Genomic DNA, 18116 nt, shown 5'->3' on the forward strand with positions numbered 1-18116 from the left:
CCTTCAAGGCCGCCTTGGCCGAAGAAGTGGAGTGCTCAATGAATATTCCTGTCAAAGCGTTATGTGTAGCCATGTGCATGACCCTCAGCGGTATCAGCCTGGGCGCACAAACGCTGACCATTGCGACGGTCAACAACAGCGACATGATCCGCATGCAGAAGCTCGCCAAAACCTTCGAGAGCGAACACCCGGATATCAAGCTGAACTGGGTGGTGCTGGAAGAAAACGTACTGCGCCAACGCCTCACCACAGACATTGCCACCCAGGGTGGCCAGTTCGATGTACTGACCATCGGCATGTACGAAGCTGCACTCTGGGGAGCCAAGGGCTGGCTGGAACCGATGAACGAGCTGCCTGCGTCCTACGCCATTGAAGATGTATTTCCCTCGGTACGCGATGGCTTGTCAGTCAAGGGCACGCTTTACGCCCTGCCGTTTTATGCCGAAAGCTCTATGACCTACTACCGCACCGACCTGTTCAAGGAAGCCGGGCTGACCATGCCCGAGCACCCGACCTGGGAGCAGATTGCAGAATTCGCCAAAACCCTGAACAAACCCGAAAAAGAGCAATACGGGATTTGCCTGCGGGGCAAAGCGGGCTGGGGTGAAAACATAGCGCTGATCAGCACGGTCGCCAATGCCTACGGCGCGCGCTGGTTCGATGAGAAGTGGCAGCCTGAATTTACCGGCCCCGAGTGGAAGAACGCCCTCAACTTTTACGTCAACACCATGAAAGCCTCGGGCCCTCCGGGTGCCACCAGCAACGGCTTCAACGAAAACCTGGCGCTGTTCAACAGCGGCAAATGCGCGATCTGGGTCGATGCCAGCGTCGCCGGTTCATTCGTTACCGACCCGACCCAGAGCAAAGTGGCCGACAAGGTCGGTTTCACCTTCGCCCCCCATGCAGTGACCGACAAAGGCAGCGCCTGGTTGTATTCCTGGGCGCTGGCCATCCCCACTACGTCCAAGGCCAAGGACGCCGCCAAAACCTTCAGCACCTGGGCCACGTCCAGGGAGTACGGGGCACTGGTGGCCGAGAAAGACGGCATTGCCAATGTGCCGCCGGGCACCCGCGCCTCGACCTACAGTGACGCCTACCTCAAGGCTGCACCCTTTGCCAAGGTGACCCTGGAATCGCTCAAGGCCGCCAAGCCCAATGACCCTACCCTCAAACCTGTGCCTTACGTCGGCATACAGTTGGTCACCATCCCGGAGTTCCAGGCCGTGGGTACCCAGGTCGGCAAGTTGTTCTCCGCCGCGCTGATTGGCCAGATGACGGTTGACCAGGCCCTGGCCGCAGCACAACAGACCACCGAGCGCGAAATGAAACGCGCGGGTTACCCAAAATAAAAGCGGGATAGCCTCCCGAATTTGTGGGAGCTGGCTTGCCAGCGATGCTAACAACCCGATCTGATTTTCAGATTGAGTAGATGCCATCGCAGGCAAGCCAGCGCCCGCAAAAGCACAGGTGCCATTCACCATGACCACTTCGACTGTTTCCCCGGCGATTGACGCCCCGTTGCCGGTGCGTAAATCACGGCTGTTCAACCCCGGCTGGTTCCTGGTCACGCCTTCAGTGGCGCTATTGCTGCTGTGGATGATCGTACCGCTGGGCATGACCCTGTACTTTTCGCTGATTCGCTACAACCTGCTGTACCCGGGCGAAAACCAGTTTGTAGGGCTGGAAAACTTCACCTACTTCCTGACCGACTCGGGGTTCTTGCCCGGCGCCACCAATACCTTGCTGCTGGTGGGCAGTGTATTGCTGATCAGTGTGGTCCTCGGGGTGTTGATCAGCGCCCTGCTGGAGGCCAGTGAGTTCATGGGCCGCGGCATCGTGCGGGTATTGCTGATTTCTCCGTTTTTCATCATGCCCACCGTGGGCGCGCTGATCTGGAAAAACCTGATCTTTCACCCGGTGTCCGGCGTGCTCGCCGCGGTCTGGAAATTGTTTGGCGCCCAGCCGGTTGACTGGCTGGCGCACTACCCGCTGCTGTCGATCATCATCATTGTGTCGTGGCAATGGCTGCCCTTCGCCATTCTGATCCTGATGACCGCCATGCAGTCCCTCGACCAGGATCAAAAAGAAGCCGCTCGCCTGGATGGCGCCGGCCCCATCGCGATTTTCTGGCACCTGACCCTGCCACACCTGGCGCGCCCCATCGCCGTGGTGGTGATGATCGAAACCATCTTTTTACTTTCGGTGTTTGCCGAAATCTTCACCACCACCAATGGCGGCCCCGGCTATGCGTCGACCAACCTGGCCTACCTGATCTACAACCAGGCGCTGGTGCAGTTCGATGTGGGCATGGCCTCGGCCGGTGGTCTTATCGCGGTCGTGATTGCCAACATCGCAGCCATCATCCTGGTGCGCATGCTGGGTAAAAACCTGACTGACAAGCCGTGAGGGCCAAGTGATGACACTGCAACAATCGCGTCGCCTGCAAAGCCTGCTGCTGGGCACCCTGGCCTGGGCCATCGCCATCCTGATTTTCTTCCCGATCTTCTGGATGGTGCTTACCAGCTTCAAAACCGAGATCGACGCATTCGCCACGCCGCCGCAGTTCATTTTCACTCCGACCCTGGAGAACTACCTGCACATTGAAGAACGCAGCGGGTATTTCCACTTCGCCTGGAACTCGGTGGTGATCTCGTTCACCGCTACTGCCCTGAGCATGTTGATTGCCATCCCGGCCGCGTACTCCATGGCCTTTTACGAGACCAAACGGACCAAAGGCACGTTGCTGTGGATGCTCTCCACCAAAATGCTGCCGCCGGTGGGGGTGCTGATGCCGATTTACCTGCTGGCCAAATCCTTCGGCCTGCTGGACACCCGGACCGCGCTGATCATCATCTACACCCTGATCAATCTGCCGATCGTGGTCTGGATGATTTACACCTACTTCAAGGACATCCCCAAGGACATCCTGGAAGCGGCCCGCCTTGATGGCGCCACTCTGTGGCAGGAAATGCTTCGCGTACTGCTGCCCATCAGCAAGGGCGGGCTGGCCTCGACCCTGCTGCTGTCGCTGATCCTGTGCTGGAACGAGGCCTTCTGGTCACTCAACCTGACGTCATCCAGCGCCGCGCCACTGACCGCGCTGATCGCTTCCTACTCCAGCCCCGAAGGCTTGTTCTGGGCCAAATTGTCTGCCGTTTCGACCCTGGCCTGTGCCCCTATCCTGATTTTTGGCTGGATCAGCCAGAAACAGCTGGTTCGCGGCTTGTCCTTTGGCGCAGTCAAATAAAAATCACCTTTGGAGGCCCATCATGGCCAACCTGAAAATCAAGAATTTGCAAAAAGGCTTTGAAGGTTTTTCGATCATCAAGGGCATCGACCTTGAAGTGAACGACCGTGAGTTCGTGGTCTTCGTCGGCCCGTCGGGGTGCGGCAAGTCCACTCTGCTGCGCCTGATTGCCGGGCTCGAAGAAGTGACTGACGGTACCATCGAGCTGGACGGACGCGACATCACCGAAGTCAGCCCGGCCAAGCGTGATCTGGCGATGGTGTTCCAGACTTACGCCCTGTACCCGCACATGACCGTGCGTAAAAACATGTCGTTCGCCCTCGACCTGGCCGGTGTGGCCAAAGCCGAAGTCGAAAAAAAGGTCAACGAAGCGGCGCGTATTCTCGAGCTTGCGCCTTTGCTCGAGCGCAAGCCCAAGCACCTGTCCGGCGGGCAACGCCAGCGGGTGGCAATCGGCCGGGCAATCGTGCGCAACCCGAAGATATTCCTGTTTGACGAACCGCTGTCCAACCTCGATGCCGCCCTGCGGGTACAGATGCGCCTGGAACTGGCGCGTCTGCATCAGGAACTGCAGGCGACCATGATTTACGTGACCCACGATCAGGTCGAGGCCATGACCCTCGCCGACAAGGTGGTGGTACTCAACGCCGGCAAGGTCGAGCAGGTCGGCTCGCCCCTGGATCTGTACCACCAGCCGGTCAACCTGTTTGTCGCCGGTTTTCTCGGCACCCCGAAAATGGGCTTCCTCAAAGGCAAGGTCAGTCGGGTCGATGGCCAAGGCTGCGAAGTTGAACTGGACGCCGGTACCCGCATCCAGTTGCCCCTGAGCGGCGCGTCACTGAGCATTGGCGGCGAGGTTACCCTGGGGATCCGCCCGGAACACCTGAACCTGGCCAGACCCGGTGATTGCACCCTGACCGTCACCGCCGATGTCGGCGAGCGCCTGGGCAGCGACACCTATTGCCATGTGATTACTGCCTGCGGCGAACCGCTGACCATGCGCATTCGCGGGGACATGGCGAGCCAGTACGGCGAGCAGTTGCACTTGCACCTGGACAGTGAACATTGCCACCTATTCGACGCACAGGGGCTGGCGATCACCCGCCCGCTGCGCGCTGCTGCCTAACGTTTTTTGAGATCGCACCCATGAAACTCAATCGCCGCAACCTCGATAACCTGACCAGTAAAGTTGAAAAGCCAGCTTACCTCGCGAGCGACAGACGGCACGGCATAGCCCATATCGGGGTCGGTGGATTTCACCGCGCGCACCAGGCCTTTTATACCGATGCGCTGATGAATCAGGGCCGCGACCTGGACTGGAGCATCTGCGGCATCGGCCTGCGGTCCGAAGACCGCAAAATGCGCGATGACCTGGCCGGGCAGGACTATCTCTACACCCTGTTCGAACTGGGCGACAGCGACGACACCCAAAGCCGCATCATCGGCTCCATCAGTGACATGCTGCTGGCCGAAGACAGTATCGAGGCGGTGCTCGACAAGCTCGCGAGCCCGGACATCCGGATTGTCTCGCTGACCATTACCGAAGGCGGTTATTGCATTGACGACAGCAGCGGCGAATTCATGGCCACCCTGCCCCGGATTCAGCGGGATCTGGCCCACCCGAAACAACCGCGAACCGTATTTGGCGTGCTGTTTGCCGCCCTGGCCCGACGCCGGGCAGCGGGTACGGACGCCTTTACCCTGATGTCTTGCGATAACCTGCCCCACAACGGCGGCGTGGCGCGCAAAGCCCTGCTGGCCTATGCAGCCCTGAGCGATGCCGACCTGCATGACTGGATCGCGACCCATGTCAGCTTTCCCAACGCCATGGTTGACCGCATCACCCCCATGACCAGCAACGCCCATCGCCTGCAACTGCACGATCAACTGGGCATCGACGACGCCTGGCCGGTGGTCTGCGAGCCGTTTATCCAGTGGGTACTTGAAGACAAGTTCAGCACCGGCCGCCCGGCCTGGGAAACCGTTGGCGTGCAAATGACCGATGACGTCACGCCCTACGAAGAGATGAAAATCAAACTGCTCAATGGCAGTCACCTGGCGCTGACCTACCTGGGGTTTCTCAAGGGCTATCGTTTCGTCCACGAGACCATGAATGACCCGCTGTTCGTGGCCTATATGCGTGCCTACATGGACCTGGACGTGACCCCGCAACTGGCGCCGGTGCCCGGGATTGACCTCACTGCGTACAAAGACACCCTGGTGCAACGGTTCTCCAACCAGGCCATCGCCGACCAGCTGGAGCGCGTGTGCTCCGATGGTTCGTCAAAATTCCCCAAATTCACCGTACCGACCATTAACCGCTTGATTGCCGATGGTCGCGAGCTCAAGCGTGCGGCGCTGGTGGTGGCGGCCTGGGCCCTGTATCTCAAGGGGGTTGACGAGAATGGCCAGACCTATGCCATACCCGACCCCAGGGCTGACTATTGTCAGGCGCTGGTCAAGGATGACCCGCTGATCGTGCAGCGCTTGCTGGGCGCAGAGGAGATATTTGGCGGAGCCATTGCCCAGTCTGCCGAGTTTGTAGCGGCGTTTGAGTGGTGCCTCAACAGTTTGCGAGAGGTGGGGGTAACCGCCACTCTGGAACAGCTGGTACAGCTCTGAACTGTTCTGCCGTACTGCCGTACTGCCCCTGCAGGAGCGAGCTTGTCTCGCGATGATTGTTATCGATAACGCGTTTTTACAAGTTGAACACGACGCTCTCGAGGCCATCGCGAGACAAGCTCGCTCCTACAATTGAGATAGCAGTGGTTTTAGGGTTTGCGGTATTTCTCCGGATTCTGATTAGGTCAACGCCCCATGAATCACTTATTTCTCGGTATCGATTGCGGCACCCAGGGTACCAAGGCGCTGATCCTGGACAGCCAGTGCGGTCAGGTTCTGGGCCAGGGCTCGGCGCCGCACACGCTGATTCAGGGTGAGCACGGTCGCCGCGAGCAGGACACCGGCCAATGGTTGCAGGCCCTGACGACAGCCACGCAACAGGCGCTGGCGGCCGCCGGAGTCAGCGGTCAGCAAATCCGTGGTATCGGGGTCAGCGGTCAGCAACACGGACTGGTGCTGCTGGATGAACATGGCACTGTGCTGCGCCCGGCCAAACTCTGGTGCGACACCGAGTCCACCCCTGAAAACCGCCAACTGCTCGAGTGGCTGGGCGGTGAGGCCGGCTCACTGCAACGCCTGGGGCTGGTAATAGCTCCCGGCTATACGGTGTCCAAGCTGCTCTGGACCCGCCACCACCATCGGCAAGTGTTTGAGCGCATCGCCCATATCCTGTTGCCCCATGACTATCTGAATTTCTGGCTGACCGGCCGTTACTGCAGTGAATACGGCGATGCCTCCGGCACCGGTTATTTCAACGTGCGCACCCGGCAGTGGGACCTCGACATCCTGCGTTATATCGACCCCGAGGGGCGCCTGGAACGAGCATTGCCCGAGCTGATCGAATCCCGTGCCACTGCAGGCACGCTGCGGCCTGAAATTGCCCGCTTGCTGGACCTCAACCCCGAGGCAGTGGTCTGCAGCGGCGGCGGCGACAATATGCTGGGGGCCATAGGCACCGGCAATATCCAACCCGGGATCATCACCATGAGCCTCGGCTCATCCGGCACCGTCTACGCCTTTGACCCGCAGCCCCAGGCCAGCCCGGAGCCAGCGGTTGCCAATTTTTGCTCGTCCAGCGGTGGCTGGCTGCCGCTGATTTGCACCCTCAACCTGACCAATGTCACCAGCGCCATACGCGAACTGTTTGGCCTGTCCCTGGATGCCTTCAATCAATTGGCCGGCCAGGCACCGATAGGCGCCGAAGGCGTCAGCCTGCTGCCGTTTCTCAACGGTGAACGGGTGCCCGCCCTGCCCGACGCCACCGGCAGTTTCCAGGGCCTGACCCTGACCAACCTGAACCAGGCCAATTTTTGCCGGGCAGCAATCGAGGGCACCACCTTCGGTTTGCGTTATGGTCTTGACCTGCTGCGCCGCAACGGCTTGCAAAGCCACACCATCCTGCTGGTCGGCGGTGGCTCGAAAAGCCCGCTGTGGCGTCAGATCGTGGCCGATATCATGGACACCCGGGTCATCTGTGCCGAACAAAGTGAAGCCGCGGCACTGGGCGCAGCCATTCAGGCGGCATGGTGTACAGGTGCCGACAGCCTTGAGCAACTGTGCCAACGCTGCGTGCGCCTTGACCACGCCAGCGAAACCAGGCCCGACGCCAAAAACGTCGCGGCCTATGAACAATCCTATGTGCGCTACCGTCTACAGGTCGCGGCCTTATCCGAGTGAATGCTATGTATCTGGTGTGTGGTGAAGCGCTGTTTGATTTTTTTGCCCAGGCAGACAGCAGCCAACAGGCGGGCAAAGTGGACTTCAAGGCGCTTGCCGGAGGTTCGCCGTTCAACGTCGCCGTGGGCCTGCGACGCCTGGGCGTCGAAGCCGGCATGTTTGCCGGGTTGTCCACCGATTACCTTGGCCGTCGGTTAAAGCAGGTACTGACCGAGGAAGGCGTCAGCCAGGCGTTTTTACTGGATATGGAGGCTCCCACCACCCTGGCCATGGTCGCGCTGGACGCCAAGGGTTCGCCCGCCTACAGCTTTCGCGGCGAAGGCTGCGCCGACCGGCAACTGCAACTCCATCATCTGCCGCAGCTAAGCACGCAGATACGGGGTATCCATGTCGGGTCGTTCTCTCTGGTGGTGCAACCCGTTGCCGACACCCTGCTGGCACTGGTCAGACGCGAAAGCGGACGGCGCCTGATCAGCCTCGACCCGAACGTGCGACTCAACCCGGAGCCGGATATAGAGATCTGGCGTCAGCGGATCAAGCAACTGATCCCCTATGCCGACCTGATCAAAGTCAGCGATGAAGATCTCGAACTGCTGTACCCGGGGCAAGACCCGCAACAGATAGCCCGGTCATGGCTGGGCCAGCGCTGCCAACTTGTGTTTTTGACCCGTGGCGGCCAGGGCGCCAGCGTATTCAGCGAGCATGGCCATCAGAGGGTTGCGGCCAGTGCAGTAAAGGTTGCCGACACCGTGGGTGCGGGCGATACCTTTCAGGCGGCAGTGATTGCCTGGCTGACCGAGCATGGACTGGACTCGATTGAAGGTTTGCAACAGTTGAGCAAAAACCAGATCGGCGCCCTGCTGGACTTCGCCAGCCGCGCGGCGGCGCTGACCTGCAGCAAAACCGGGCCGGACCTGCCCTATCGCCACCAGCTGGACTGATAACACCCCGACCTCTGTAGGAGCGAGCTTGTCTCGCGAGCTCTTCGCGGTTTGGTTGAAAAGCTCGCGAGGCAAGCTCGCTCCTACAGGTTGGGGGAGATCGGGGACCTGCAGCAAAACCGGGCCGGAACTGCCCTATCGCCACCAGCTGGACTGATCACACCCCGGCCTCTGTAGGAGCGAGCTTGTCTCGCGAGCTCTTCGCGGTTTGGTTGAAAAGCTCGCGAGCAAGCTCGCTCCTACAGGGTTGAGGGGCGTGGTATCACCAGATCGACAGGTTATAGCTGACGATCAGGCGGGTCTCATCAACATCGCGGGCGAACTGCGCGTAGTTGGTGCGATAGGTGGCATTGCGCAAACGCAGGCTGACGTCCTTGAACCTGCCGCTTTGCACTATGTATTTGAGCTCGCTGTCGCGTTCCCACTCTTTGCCTTCTTCGCTACGGCCAACCACTTTGATGTGGTCACCATTGACGTAACGGGTCAGGAACGACAAGCCGTTAATGCCCACCGCCTTGAAGTCATAGTCATAACGCAGCTGCCACGAACGCTCCTGGGCATTGGCGAAGTCGTTGACCTGAAGGTAGTTGACCAGATACGGGTTGCTGCCATCCAGGTACGGCATCGAGGTGTCGCCGTTCATGCGCTGCCAGCCGGCGCTGAATTTATGACCGGCCAATGCGTAGCTGAACAGGGCTCCAAGCGCCCGGTTATCAATGGTCGAGGCCTTGGCCGAACCGGCGTCATCACTCTTGAGCAAACGCACATCGGCCGACACGACGCCCGAACCCACAGGCTGACTGGCCACTATCCCGATAAATTGCTGGCGGTAGATGTCCTCCAGTTCGGCATAGTGGTATTGCGCTGTCAGCCGCTCGTTCACCTTGTAATCCAGGCCGTACATATTGAAATGGTCGGCAGTGATATTGCAGGCATAACGCTTGTTCTTGCAGTTCAGGCGCAGGTCCTGAGCGTCGGTGGAATCCCGTGCGGTATAGCGATCAAGGCGCATGGCCGTGAACTTCAGGTCGCTCAATTCCCGGGACTCCAGCATCGCGCCATTGAACATGGTTGGCAGCAGACGGCCGTCGTTGTACTTGAGCAATGGCAGGTCCGGCAGCAACGCCCCGTACTTCAGAACGCTGTGCGATACCCGCATTTTTCCGGTCAGGCCGAATTTGGCGTACTGATCCTTGGAACGACGGGGATCACTGCCGGTCGAAGGTAGCAAGCCACTATTGCTGTCAGCGGGGCTGGAGTCGATTTTCAGCCCCAACATGCCCAAGGCATCGAGCCCGAAGCCCACCGTGCCTTCTGTGTAGCCCGATTGCAGATTGAGAATAAAGCCTTGAGCCGTCTCGTCACGCTTGGAGGCGCCCTGGGGGTTTGAAGTGCTGCCATCACGGAAATCACGGTTGAAATACACCGTTCGCGCTTCCAGCCTGGCGCTGCTGTCTTCAATGAACCCGCCAGCCTGGGTCTGTGTTGCAATACCGGTACACACCGCCAGTGCGCCGACACGTGCAACCCGGCAATGCGTCAACAATGAAAAAGGGACAACCATGGACAAGCTCCAGCAGCGAATGACGCGCAAAACAGAAACAATCGAAGACGCGCCTGGGGTTAACGACCCAAACGGGATTCTTCGATCAAAAATGAGAGCGCAATTGTACGAAAGGCCAAGCCTGAGCCTCACTCGACCTTAGTCGTACTGTCTAAGCCGGACTTGTTAGTACCAATGATAGCCTTTAGCCTTCACTCAGCCTTTAATAGGTACATTTTCAGATTCAATCTCGGGACTTATCCATGAGCGCCGTATTTTCTGTCAGCCAACGTGGGGCATTAGCCCGCAGCCCCTTGGGTGAAGTCGCAAAATGGCCTCAGAGCTTGCGCACCAGCGCACAGCTTGTACTCAACTCCCCGCTGCCGATGTTGCTGTTTTGGGGCGAGCAATTGACCCAGATCTACAACGACAGTTTTGCAGCGCTGGCGGGTAACAAGCACCCGGGCGCCTTTGGTCAGCCCATGCAGCGCTGCTGGCCGGAGTTCCGTGAATACAGCCAGCCGATTATCGAGGCCGTACTGGCCGGTGAAAACCGCTCCTATCTTGATCAGTACTACGTGCTTCCGGACCAGTATCTGGCAACCGAGCTGTGGCTTGACCTGACCTTCAGTCCCGTTTTCGATGAGACGCACAAGGTGGCCGGGATTTTGATGGTTGCGGTTCAGACCTCCAGGCGCCGCACGTCTATCAAGCGTACGGCGCAGGCCTTGCGCGAGCTCAATGACACCCTTGAAGAGCGTGTCACGGAACGCACCCAGGCCCTGGCCGAGGCCAACGATCAACTGCAGCGCGAGATGATCGAGCGCGAAAGGATTGAAGACACCCTGCGGCATGCGCAAAAAATGGAAGCCGTTGGCCAGCTGACCGGCGGTATAGCCCATGATTTCAACAATATGCTGACCGGTATCATCGCCAGCCTGGACCTGGCCAAGCGCTATATCGCGGCCGGGCGCAGTGACGAAATAGTCCGCTTCACCGATGCCGCCGTCGCTTCAGCGCAACGGGCAGCCGCCCTGACCCATCGTCTGCTGGCGTTTTCCCGCCGCCAGTCGCTGGATCGCAAACCTCTGGACCCTAATGCCCTGGTGAGCTCACTGCAGGAGCTGTTCAGTCGTACCAAGGGTGCCCACATCGACCTGCAGGTCGATCTGGGCCAGGACATCTGGGCCGTCAATACCGATACCGGCCAGCTTGAAAGCGCCCTGCTCAACCTGATTATCAACGCCTGCGATGCCATGCCCGACGGCGGCAAACTGATGGTCAAGACCGCCAACAGCCACCTGGATACCAGTGACCTGCAAAGTCTGGAACCGGTCAAATCCGGCGAGTATGTACTGCTGGAGGTTTGTGATAACGGCACCGGCATGTCCCCGCAGATTCTGGCCAGGGCTTTCGACCCCTTTTTCACCACCAAGCCTGTAGGCCAGGGCACCGGCCTGGGGTTATCGATGATTTACGGCTTTGCTCAGCAGTCCGGCGGTCATGTGACCATCAGCAGCGAACTCGACAGTGGTACCTGCGTGCGCCTGTACCTGCCGCGCTACAACAGCAAAACTCAGGCATAATCCGCGGCCGCGCAATCTGCCCCACAGTTTCAAGGTATACGCCCCATGAAAGCTCAAGCCCGCCATATCCTGGTGAAAACCGCCGAAGAAGCCGAATCGCTCAAGCAACGCATCGCCAAGGGCGAAGCCTTCGATGTGCTGGCGAAAAAATTCTCCACCTGCCCGTCAGGCAAGCGTGGGGGGGATTTGGGTGAGGTTCGTCCGGGGCAGATGGTTGGCGTTATCGACCAGATCATCTTCAAAAAGCCGTTGCGGGTGGTGCACGGACCGATCAAAAGCAAGTTCGGCTATCACCTGGTACAGGTGTTCTACCGCGACTGAAACACCACCAAACCTGTAGGAGCGAGCTTGCCTCGCGAGCTGTTAGCGGCACAAAAGCTCGCGAGACAAGCTCGCTCCTACACAAGCCTGGTGCGCTGGTTTCAGAACACTATTTCAAGGCTCTCGACCACATTCAGTTGCTCGTCCACCAGGCAGCCCGTGCGCCATTTGTCGAACGTCAGGCAAGGGTGCGAGGTACCGAAGCTGATGATGTCGCCCACCTTCAGTTCAGTGCCCGCAGCGATCGTCATGAACGCGTGCTGATCCATGACCGCCGTGACCGTACAGGCACTGACGTCATCACCCACGGCCGGCAATACCCCTTCGCGGTAACGCTTTAACGGCATCGGCAGCCCCGCATCGTAGGCCACATCGCGCTTGCCCAGGGCAATCACCGCAAAGCCCGGTTCCGGCAACGATTGCACATGGGCCCAGACTTCCAGCGCCGGGCGCAAGCCCTCGTGCAAGTCGCTGCGACGGTCCAGCACGCAGCACTGGGCGTCTTTGTAGATCCCGTGATCGTGCACCACATAACTGCCGGGGCGCAGAATGCTCAGAAAACGCCCGCTGGCCGCCTCGGCGGCGAAACCTTCGGCAATCAGGTCATACCAGGCAGAGCCCGAGGCCGTGACGATCGGCTTGTCCAGCGCAAAGGCGCCGTCACGTTGCAGTTCAAGGGCCAGGCGTACCAGGGAAGCGGCAAACGCGCGAATCCCGCTGACCGCCTGCTCGCCGTGGATCACCCCTTCGTAGCCTTCGATGCCGGTCAGCGCCAGGGCCGGTTGTGCCTTGATCGCAGCAGCCAGGGCCCGCACTTCTTGCTCGGTGCGACAGCCACAACGGCCGCCCACCACACCGTATTCGATCATCACGTTCAGACGCTGACCACGCTCGGCAAAAAAAGCCCCCAGCGCCTGGACGTTGTCCGGGTGATCGACCATGCAATGAAATTCGAAGGCCGGGTCTTGTTGCAAACCGGCGATCAAGGCCATATTGGCGCGGCCGACCAATTGATTGGCCATCAGTACCCGGCGCACACCCCCGGCATAGGCCGTGCAGGTCTGCACTGCACTGGCCAGGGTTATACCCCAGGCGCCTTGCGCCAGCTGGCGGCGAAACAATGCCGGGGTCATGCTGGTCTTGCCGTGGGGCGCCAGCTCTGCGCCGCTGCGGCTGACGAAGTCCTGCATCCAGCGAATATTGTGTTCCAGTGCAGCCCGGTGAATCACCAGCGCCGGCAAACTGACATCACGCACCAGATGGTCGGCGGGGTTGGCAGCACCTTTGAGTACTTGGGCATTGTTCAACGTCATCGACACACTCGACTCCTCACATTTTATATTGATCGCGAGCCAGGGTTTAGCGCTTGGCCTTGTAGGCGATGCAGTCGATTTCGACCCGGCAATCCACCATCATCATCGCCTGGACACAGGCGCGGGCCGGGGCGTGTTCGCTTTTGAAATACGAGGCAAACACCTTGTTGAAACTCCAGAAGTCCCGCGGGTCCTGCAGCCACACGCCAGCGCGGACCACGTCTTCAAGGCCATAGCCGGCTTCTTCAAGAATCGCGATCAGGTTTTGCATGGTCTTGTGGGTCTGCTCAACGATGCCGCCGTTGATGATTTCACCGTTTTCCATGGCCACCTGACCCGACACATGCAGCCAGCCATCGGCTTCAACAGCGCGGGCGAAAGGTAAAGGCTGACCACCTGCGCCTACTGCGCCGGTACCGAAACGTTTGATGCTCATCGATAAAACTCCACTGCTTGGACAAGGCGCGTCATGCACCACAGGCTCAGCAGTGTGCCACAAGGTTGTGCTCTCAACCCAACTGCCACCAGCGCGGGAACAGCTGTTGCACCTTGGGCTCGGCAAACCGGTCATCAATCAGAAACAGCGTGCCCTGATCATCCTGGGTGCGAATCACCCGCCCTGCCGCCTGCACCACTTTTTGCACGCCCGGATACAGGTAGGTGTAGTCATACCCGGCACCGAACAGGGCACCCATGCGCTGCTTGATCTGCTCGTTGACCGGGTTCAACTGCGCCAGCCCCAGGGTCGCGACAAAGGCACCGATCAACCGTGCACCGGGTAAATCGATGCCTTCGCCAAACGCCCCGCCCAGCACCGCAAAGCCAATGCCCTGCCCCGAGAGCGTGAATTGATCGAGAAACCCCTGGCGCGCTGCTTCATCCATGCCCCGAGCCTGGGACCACTGGGCAATGTGCGGATAGCGCTCGGCGAGCAACCCGGCCACCTGTTGCAGGTAATCAAAGCTGCTGAAAAAGGCCAGATAGTTGCCGGGGCGCCGGGTGAATTGCCCGCAGATAAGCTCCACGATGGGCTCCAGCGAGGCCTGGCGATGCACAAAGCGGGTGGATATCCGGCTGACTACCTGTACCGCCAGTTGTCGGGCCTGAAACGGCGATTCCACATCGATCCACACCGCATCAGTGGGCAGCCCCAACAAGTGGGTGTAATAGCTCCGCGGGCTGAGGGTGGCGGAAAACAGCACATTGCTCTGCGCACTGGCCAGTCGCGGGCCGATAAAGAGCGCCGGCACAATATTGCGCAGGTTGAGTTGTGACAGGCGTTTTTTGCCGCCTTCAACCAGGCTCACGTCGAACAGGAAATGCGCATCAAACAACTCCGCCACCCGGTTGAATTGCAGGGCTTCAAAGTAGAAGCCTTGCAGTTTTCCACTCAGCCCCTGGGGGTGATCGTTAAGGTAGTCGCCAATGGCGGTGATGCAGCCGGACAAGGCATTGAGCCATTTAGCCGGCAATTGCCCGTGCACCTGATAAGGCCCTGGCTGGTCTTTGTGCAGGGCATTCCATTCCCGATTGAGGCGCTTGAATACCTTGTCCAGCGCTGGCGGGGCATCCTGGCGCACGCTATTGAGGGTTTGCTGGTGCAGACTGGCGCTGTACATCTGGCGCCCGCGCTCCACCAGGTTGTGCGCCTCGTCCACCAGGGTCGCGACCCGCCACTGGTTGGCCTGGGCCAGGCCATAAAGCAAGGCCGTGAAATCGAAGTAGTAGTTGTAATCGGCAATGATCAGGTCGGCCCAGCGTGCCATTTCCTGGCTCAGGTAATACGGGCAGACCTGATGGGCCAGGGCCACCTCGCGCAGGGTCTGCTGGTCCAGCGGCGACTGTGCGACAGCCGCCAGCCGCGCTGCCGGCAAGCGGTCATAAAAACCCTTGGCCAACGGGCAGGATTCACCATTGCAGGCGTTCTGCGGGTATTCACAGGCCTTGTCCCGGGCCACCAGTTCCAAAACCCGTAGCGCCGGGTTGGCAGCTCGCGGATAAAGCACCTGAGCGGCATCCAGAGCCAGCTTGCGCCCGGGGGTCTTGGCCGTCAGAAACAGCAATTTGTCCAGTTCCCGGGCCGGCATGGCCTTGACCAAGGGGAATAGCGTACCGATGGTTTTACCAATGCCGGTGGGCGCCTGGGCCATCAGGCAGCGCCCGCCACTGGCGGTCTTGTACACCGCTTCGGCCAGAGCCCTTTGCCCGGTACGAAACTGTGGATGAGGGAACGCCAGGCTGCGGGCCGCCGCATCCCGCGCTTCACGATGGGCCATTTCCTGATCGGCCCAGGTCAAAAACAACCTGCATTGCTGATTGAAAAAGTCCTGCAGCCGCTCGGCGCTCCAGGTTTCCTGGAGCCGGGTTTCCTGCTCGCTGACGATATCGAAATACACCAGTGCCAGATTGACCTCGGGCAACTGCAGGCTCTGACAGAGCAACCAGCCGTAAACCCGGCACTGGGCCCAGTGCAATTGACGGTGATTGGCCGGTATCGCCGTGAAATCGCCGCGATAGGTTTTGACTTCCTCCAGCACATTGCCCGACGGGTCATAGCCGTCCGCCCTGCCGCGTACGGTCAATGCGCCGAACTGCCCCTCCAGGCTCAACTCGGCCTGGTACCCGGCACTGCGTCGGGAAGCGACGGTGCGGTGCCCGGCAATTCCCTGCTGGGCCGTGGGTGACGGGGTGAAGCGCAAGTCCAGATCGCCGACCTTGGCCGTGAACTCGCACAGGGCACGGACTGCCACCCGATAGTTCAAGGGCCCGGGGCCTGCCATTGCACGTAACAGACGGTGACGGGCATTTGATGTTGCTCGCACAGGTCCAGCCAGCGCAGCTGGTTGTCCTGCAAACGGTCACCCGGGCCTTTGACCTCGATCATGCGGTAGGTTTTTTGCGCCGGGCAAAACTGGATCAAGTCCGGCATGCCCGAGCGGTTGGCCTTGATGTCCTGCAGCAGGCGCAGGAACCAGACCTTCAAGTGGGCGGGCGGCAGGCAGGTCAGTGCGTCTTCCAGCAGCGCCTCGCTCAGATAGTTCCAGGCCACAAAGGGTGATTGCACACCGAACTTGGCGCTATACGCATCGCGGACAGTCTTCAGGTACTGGCCACTGTCCAGCTGCGCCAGACAGGCCTCGAACAGCTCGGCCCGGCGCAGGTAGAAGTCTTGCTCCAGCAAATCAGCCGGGCCGCTTTGGTACGGGTGAAAAAATGCCCCGGGCAGCGGTGCAAAAATGGCCGGCCAGCACAACAGGCCAAACAGCCCGTTGATCAAGGTGTTTTCAACGTAATGCACGGGCTCGTCCGGCGTGTGCAGATGTGCCACCACCATGAACTCGACCGAGGTTGCCTCAAGGCGCTCCAGGCTCAGGTCCAACCGTTCAGGGGGGCTGGGTTTGGTTCGCACCAGCGCCGGCAGTCCGAGCTTGCGTCGCAGCCGCGGGAGCATGCGCTGCAATTGCTGATGCTCGGCGTCGTTGAACGGCGCACCTTGCGCAGCGTCTGCCAGGGTCATGGCCTGCGGGTATTGCTCCAGCAATTCAAGTACCCGGATCATGCGCAGGCGCGCCTCGGGGTGCCCGCAGTGCTGGTAAACCTCCAGTGCCCGGGCCAGCTCCCCTGCCCGTTCGTGGTGCTGGCCGAACTGGAACAGCAAGCGCGCCCTGCGTCGTTGCAGCCAGGGGTTATCTGCCACGTAGTCCAGCACCGCTGGCAGCACGGCACTCACATCGCCAGCACTTTCAAACTGTTCGCGACAGGCATAAAGATGCAGATAACCGTCAATATCGGCCCGGCAGCGCAAGGCCCGTGACTCGGGGCTGATATCAACCTTTTCGTAGGTGAACAGACCCAGATCGGCCAACACCAGATCTGACCAGCCCTGACTGAGATTGCCAAAGAACATCAGCCGCAGGCGATCCCCCAGCGCCCGGTTGCCGAGGCTGTAAAGGGGTTCTTGCAGCGTGGGGTGCCATGCGCACAGGCTCTGTATTTGCGGAAAGTCGCCGGCCAGGTCCTGCAGCCAATCGGTTTTTTTACCCTTGGGCCGGGTGAGATGGGCGCTGAACCGTGCCTGAATTTCCGGCTTGGTCAGCACTTCAAACACCTCGGCCAGGGCCAGGGGCGCCTGGTCATCCAGCCAGCCCAGAGCCAGCAGAGGCGCAGCCGCCTGCGCGCAATCACCGATTTCGGGGTAGTCGAGCTTGCTTGCGCGAAAGTGCTGCCCCTTGCGCATGATCATGCGCACCCAGAGCGCCTGGGAGGCATTGGGCAACAGGGCAAAACCGGCGATGAATTGCTGCTCTTCGGTACTGAGGACATCGCTGTAGCGGGTCGCGATCCAGCCGAGCACGTGCTGGAAATTCTTCAGGTAATAAAGCGGATCTTCAAGAGGATCGGAAATCACGGGCAGGACAAACCACTGGTGTCGAATACTGGATATGCGTACAGATATCAGTTTGCCCGGTGCTCTGGCAAACCCTATTGGATGAGTGGTGCGGGTTGTTAATGAAAAATCAGTGGGCGCTGACGCAGATGTTGCGTCCGACCCCGCATCGCGGGCAAGCCCGCTCCTACAGATTCAACCCGGTCAATTCTCCCTGTGGGAGCCTGGCTTGCCAGCGATGCAGACTCAACCCGGTCGATTCTCCCTGTGGGAGTCTGGCTTGCCAGCGATGCCGATCACCGGGTGCTGCGTCCGATCCCGCATCGCGGGCAAGCCCGCTCCTGCAGACTCAACCCGGTCAACTCTCCCTGTGGGAGCGTGGCTTGCCAGCGATGCTGACCACGGGGTGCTGCGTCTGACCCCGCATCGCGGGCAAGCCCGCTCCTGCAGACTCAACCCGGTCGATTCTCCCTGTGGGA

Annotated in this window: 13 protein-coding genes and 1 pseudogene; 9 read left to right on the forward strand and 5 right to left on the reverse strand. The window is 60.0% G+C overall.

The genetic code is table 11. The features are described from left to right. Positions 1-38 precede the first annotated feature (38 nt). The 7 genes from WG29040_RS01345 to WG29040_RS01375 all read left to right on the forward strand — a co-directional run bounded on the left by WG29040_RS01345 (position 39) and on the right by WG29040_RS01375 (position 8487). Complete coding sequence (locus WG29040_RS01345) at positions 39-1349, forward strand: sugar ABC transporter substrate-binding protein (protein WP_127195435.1); 1311 nt, start codon at positions 39-41, stop codon at positions 1347-1349. Between the two features lie 130 nt (positions 1350-1479). Further along, on the forward strand, positions 1480-2406 hold the full coding sequence (locus WG29040_RS01350) for a carbohydrate ABC transporter permease (RefSeq protein ID WP_127195436.1): 927 nt from the start codon (positions 1480-1482) through the stop codon (positions 2404-2406). 7 nt (positions 2407-2413) lie between these two features. After that, on the forward strand, positions 2414-3247 hold the full coding sequence (locus tag WG29040_RS01355) for a carbohydrate ABC transporter permease (protein WP_010656544.1): 834 nt from the start codon (positions 2414-2416) through the stop codon (positions 3245-3247). A 22-nt stretch (positions 3248-3269) separates the two neighbouring features. Next, positions 3270-4373, forward strand: a complete 1104-nt coding sequence (locus WG29040_RS01360) for an ABC transporter ATP-binding protein (protein WP_010656545.1) — start codon at positions 3270-3272, stop codon at positions 4371-4373. 20 nt (positions 4374-4393) lie between these two features. Then, positions 4394-5869: a mannitol dehydrogenase family protein gene (locus WG29040_RS01365; protein WP_127195437.1), complete on the forward strand. Its 1476-nt coding sequence runs from the start codon at positions 4394-4396 to the stop codon at positions 5867-5869. 195 nt (positions 5870-6064) lie between these two features. Further along, a complete protein-coding gene (gene xylB, locus WG29040_RS01370) occupies positions 6065-7546 on the forward strand; it encodes a xylulokinase (RefSeq protein WP_127195438.1) in 1482 nt (493 codons plus the stop codon). Between the two features lie 5 nt (positions 7547-7551). Then, entirely contained in the window at positions 7552-8487 is a 936-nt protein-coding gene (locus WG29040_RS01375; protein WP_127195635.1) for a carbohydrate kinase, read from the forward strand. A 262-nt stretch (positions 8488-8749) separates the two neighbouring features. On the opposite strand, the gene WG29040_RS01380 is transcribed toward WG29040_RS01375, so the two are convergent. Further along, a complete protein-coding gene (locus WG29040_RS01380) occupies positions 8750-10051 on the reverse strand; it encodes an OprD family porin (protein ID WP_003445331.1) in 1302 nt (433 codons plus the stop codon). A gap of 242 nt (positions 10052-10293) precedes the next feature. Between WG29040_RS01380 and WG29040_RS01385 the strand changes: the two are divergent. Further along, positions 10294-11592, forward strand: a pseudogene (locus tag WG29040_RS01385) (ATP-binding protein); the annotation flags it as partial. A 69-nt stretch (positions 11593-11661) separates the two neighbouring features. Then, positions 11662-11937, forward strand: a complete 276-nt coding sequence (locus WG29040_RS01390; protein ID WP_003445327.1) for a peptidylprolyl isomerase — start codon at positions 11662-11664, stop codon at positions 11935-11937. Positions 11938-12038: 101 nt separating this feature from the next. On the opposite strand, the gene WG29040_RS01395 is transcribed toward WG29040_RS01390, so the two are convergent. The 4 genes from WG29040_RS01395 to WG29040_RS01410 all read right to left on the reverse strand — a co-directional run bounded on the left by WG29040_RS01395 (position 12039) and on the right by WG29040_RS01410 (position 17658). Beyond that, positions 12039-13250 carry an amino acid deaminase gene (locus WG29040_RS01395; RefSeq protein ID WP_003445325.1) on the reverse strand — a complete coding sequence of 404 codons (1212 nt, stop codon included), beginning with the start codon at positions 13248-13250 and terminating at the stop codon, positions 12039-12041. Positions 13251-13296: 46 nt separating this feature from the next. Continuing rightward, positions 13297-13686, reverse strand: a complete 390-nt coding sequence (locus WG29040_RS01400; protein WP_003445324.1) for a RidA family protein — start codon at positions 13684-13686, stop codon at positions 13297-13299. A 73-nt stretch (positions 13687-13759) separates the two neighbouring features. Next, positions 13760-16012 carry an ATP-dependent DNA helicase gene (locus WG29040_RS01405; RefSeq protein WP_037001755.1) on the reverse strand — a complete coding sequence of 751 codons (2253 nt, stop codon included), beginning with the start codon at positions 16010-16012 and terminating at the stop codon, positions 13760-13762. After that, entirely contained in the window at positions 16009-17658 is a 1650-nt protein-coding gene (locus WG29040_RS01410) for a VRR-NUC domain-containing protein (protein WP_127195440.1), read from the reverse strand. The genes WG29040_RS01405 and WG29040_RS01410 overlap by 4 nt, the downstream gene beginning before the upstream one ends. Positions 17659-18116: the final 458 nt, after the last annotated feature.

Source organism: Pseudomonas sp. PAMC 29040 (genome assembly GCF_003994535.1).
Lineage (GTDB): Bacteria > Pseudomonadota > Gammaproteobacteria > Pseudomonadales > Pseudomonadaceae > Aquipseudomonas > Aquipseudomonas paraversuta.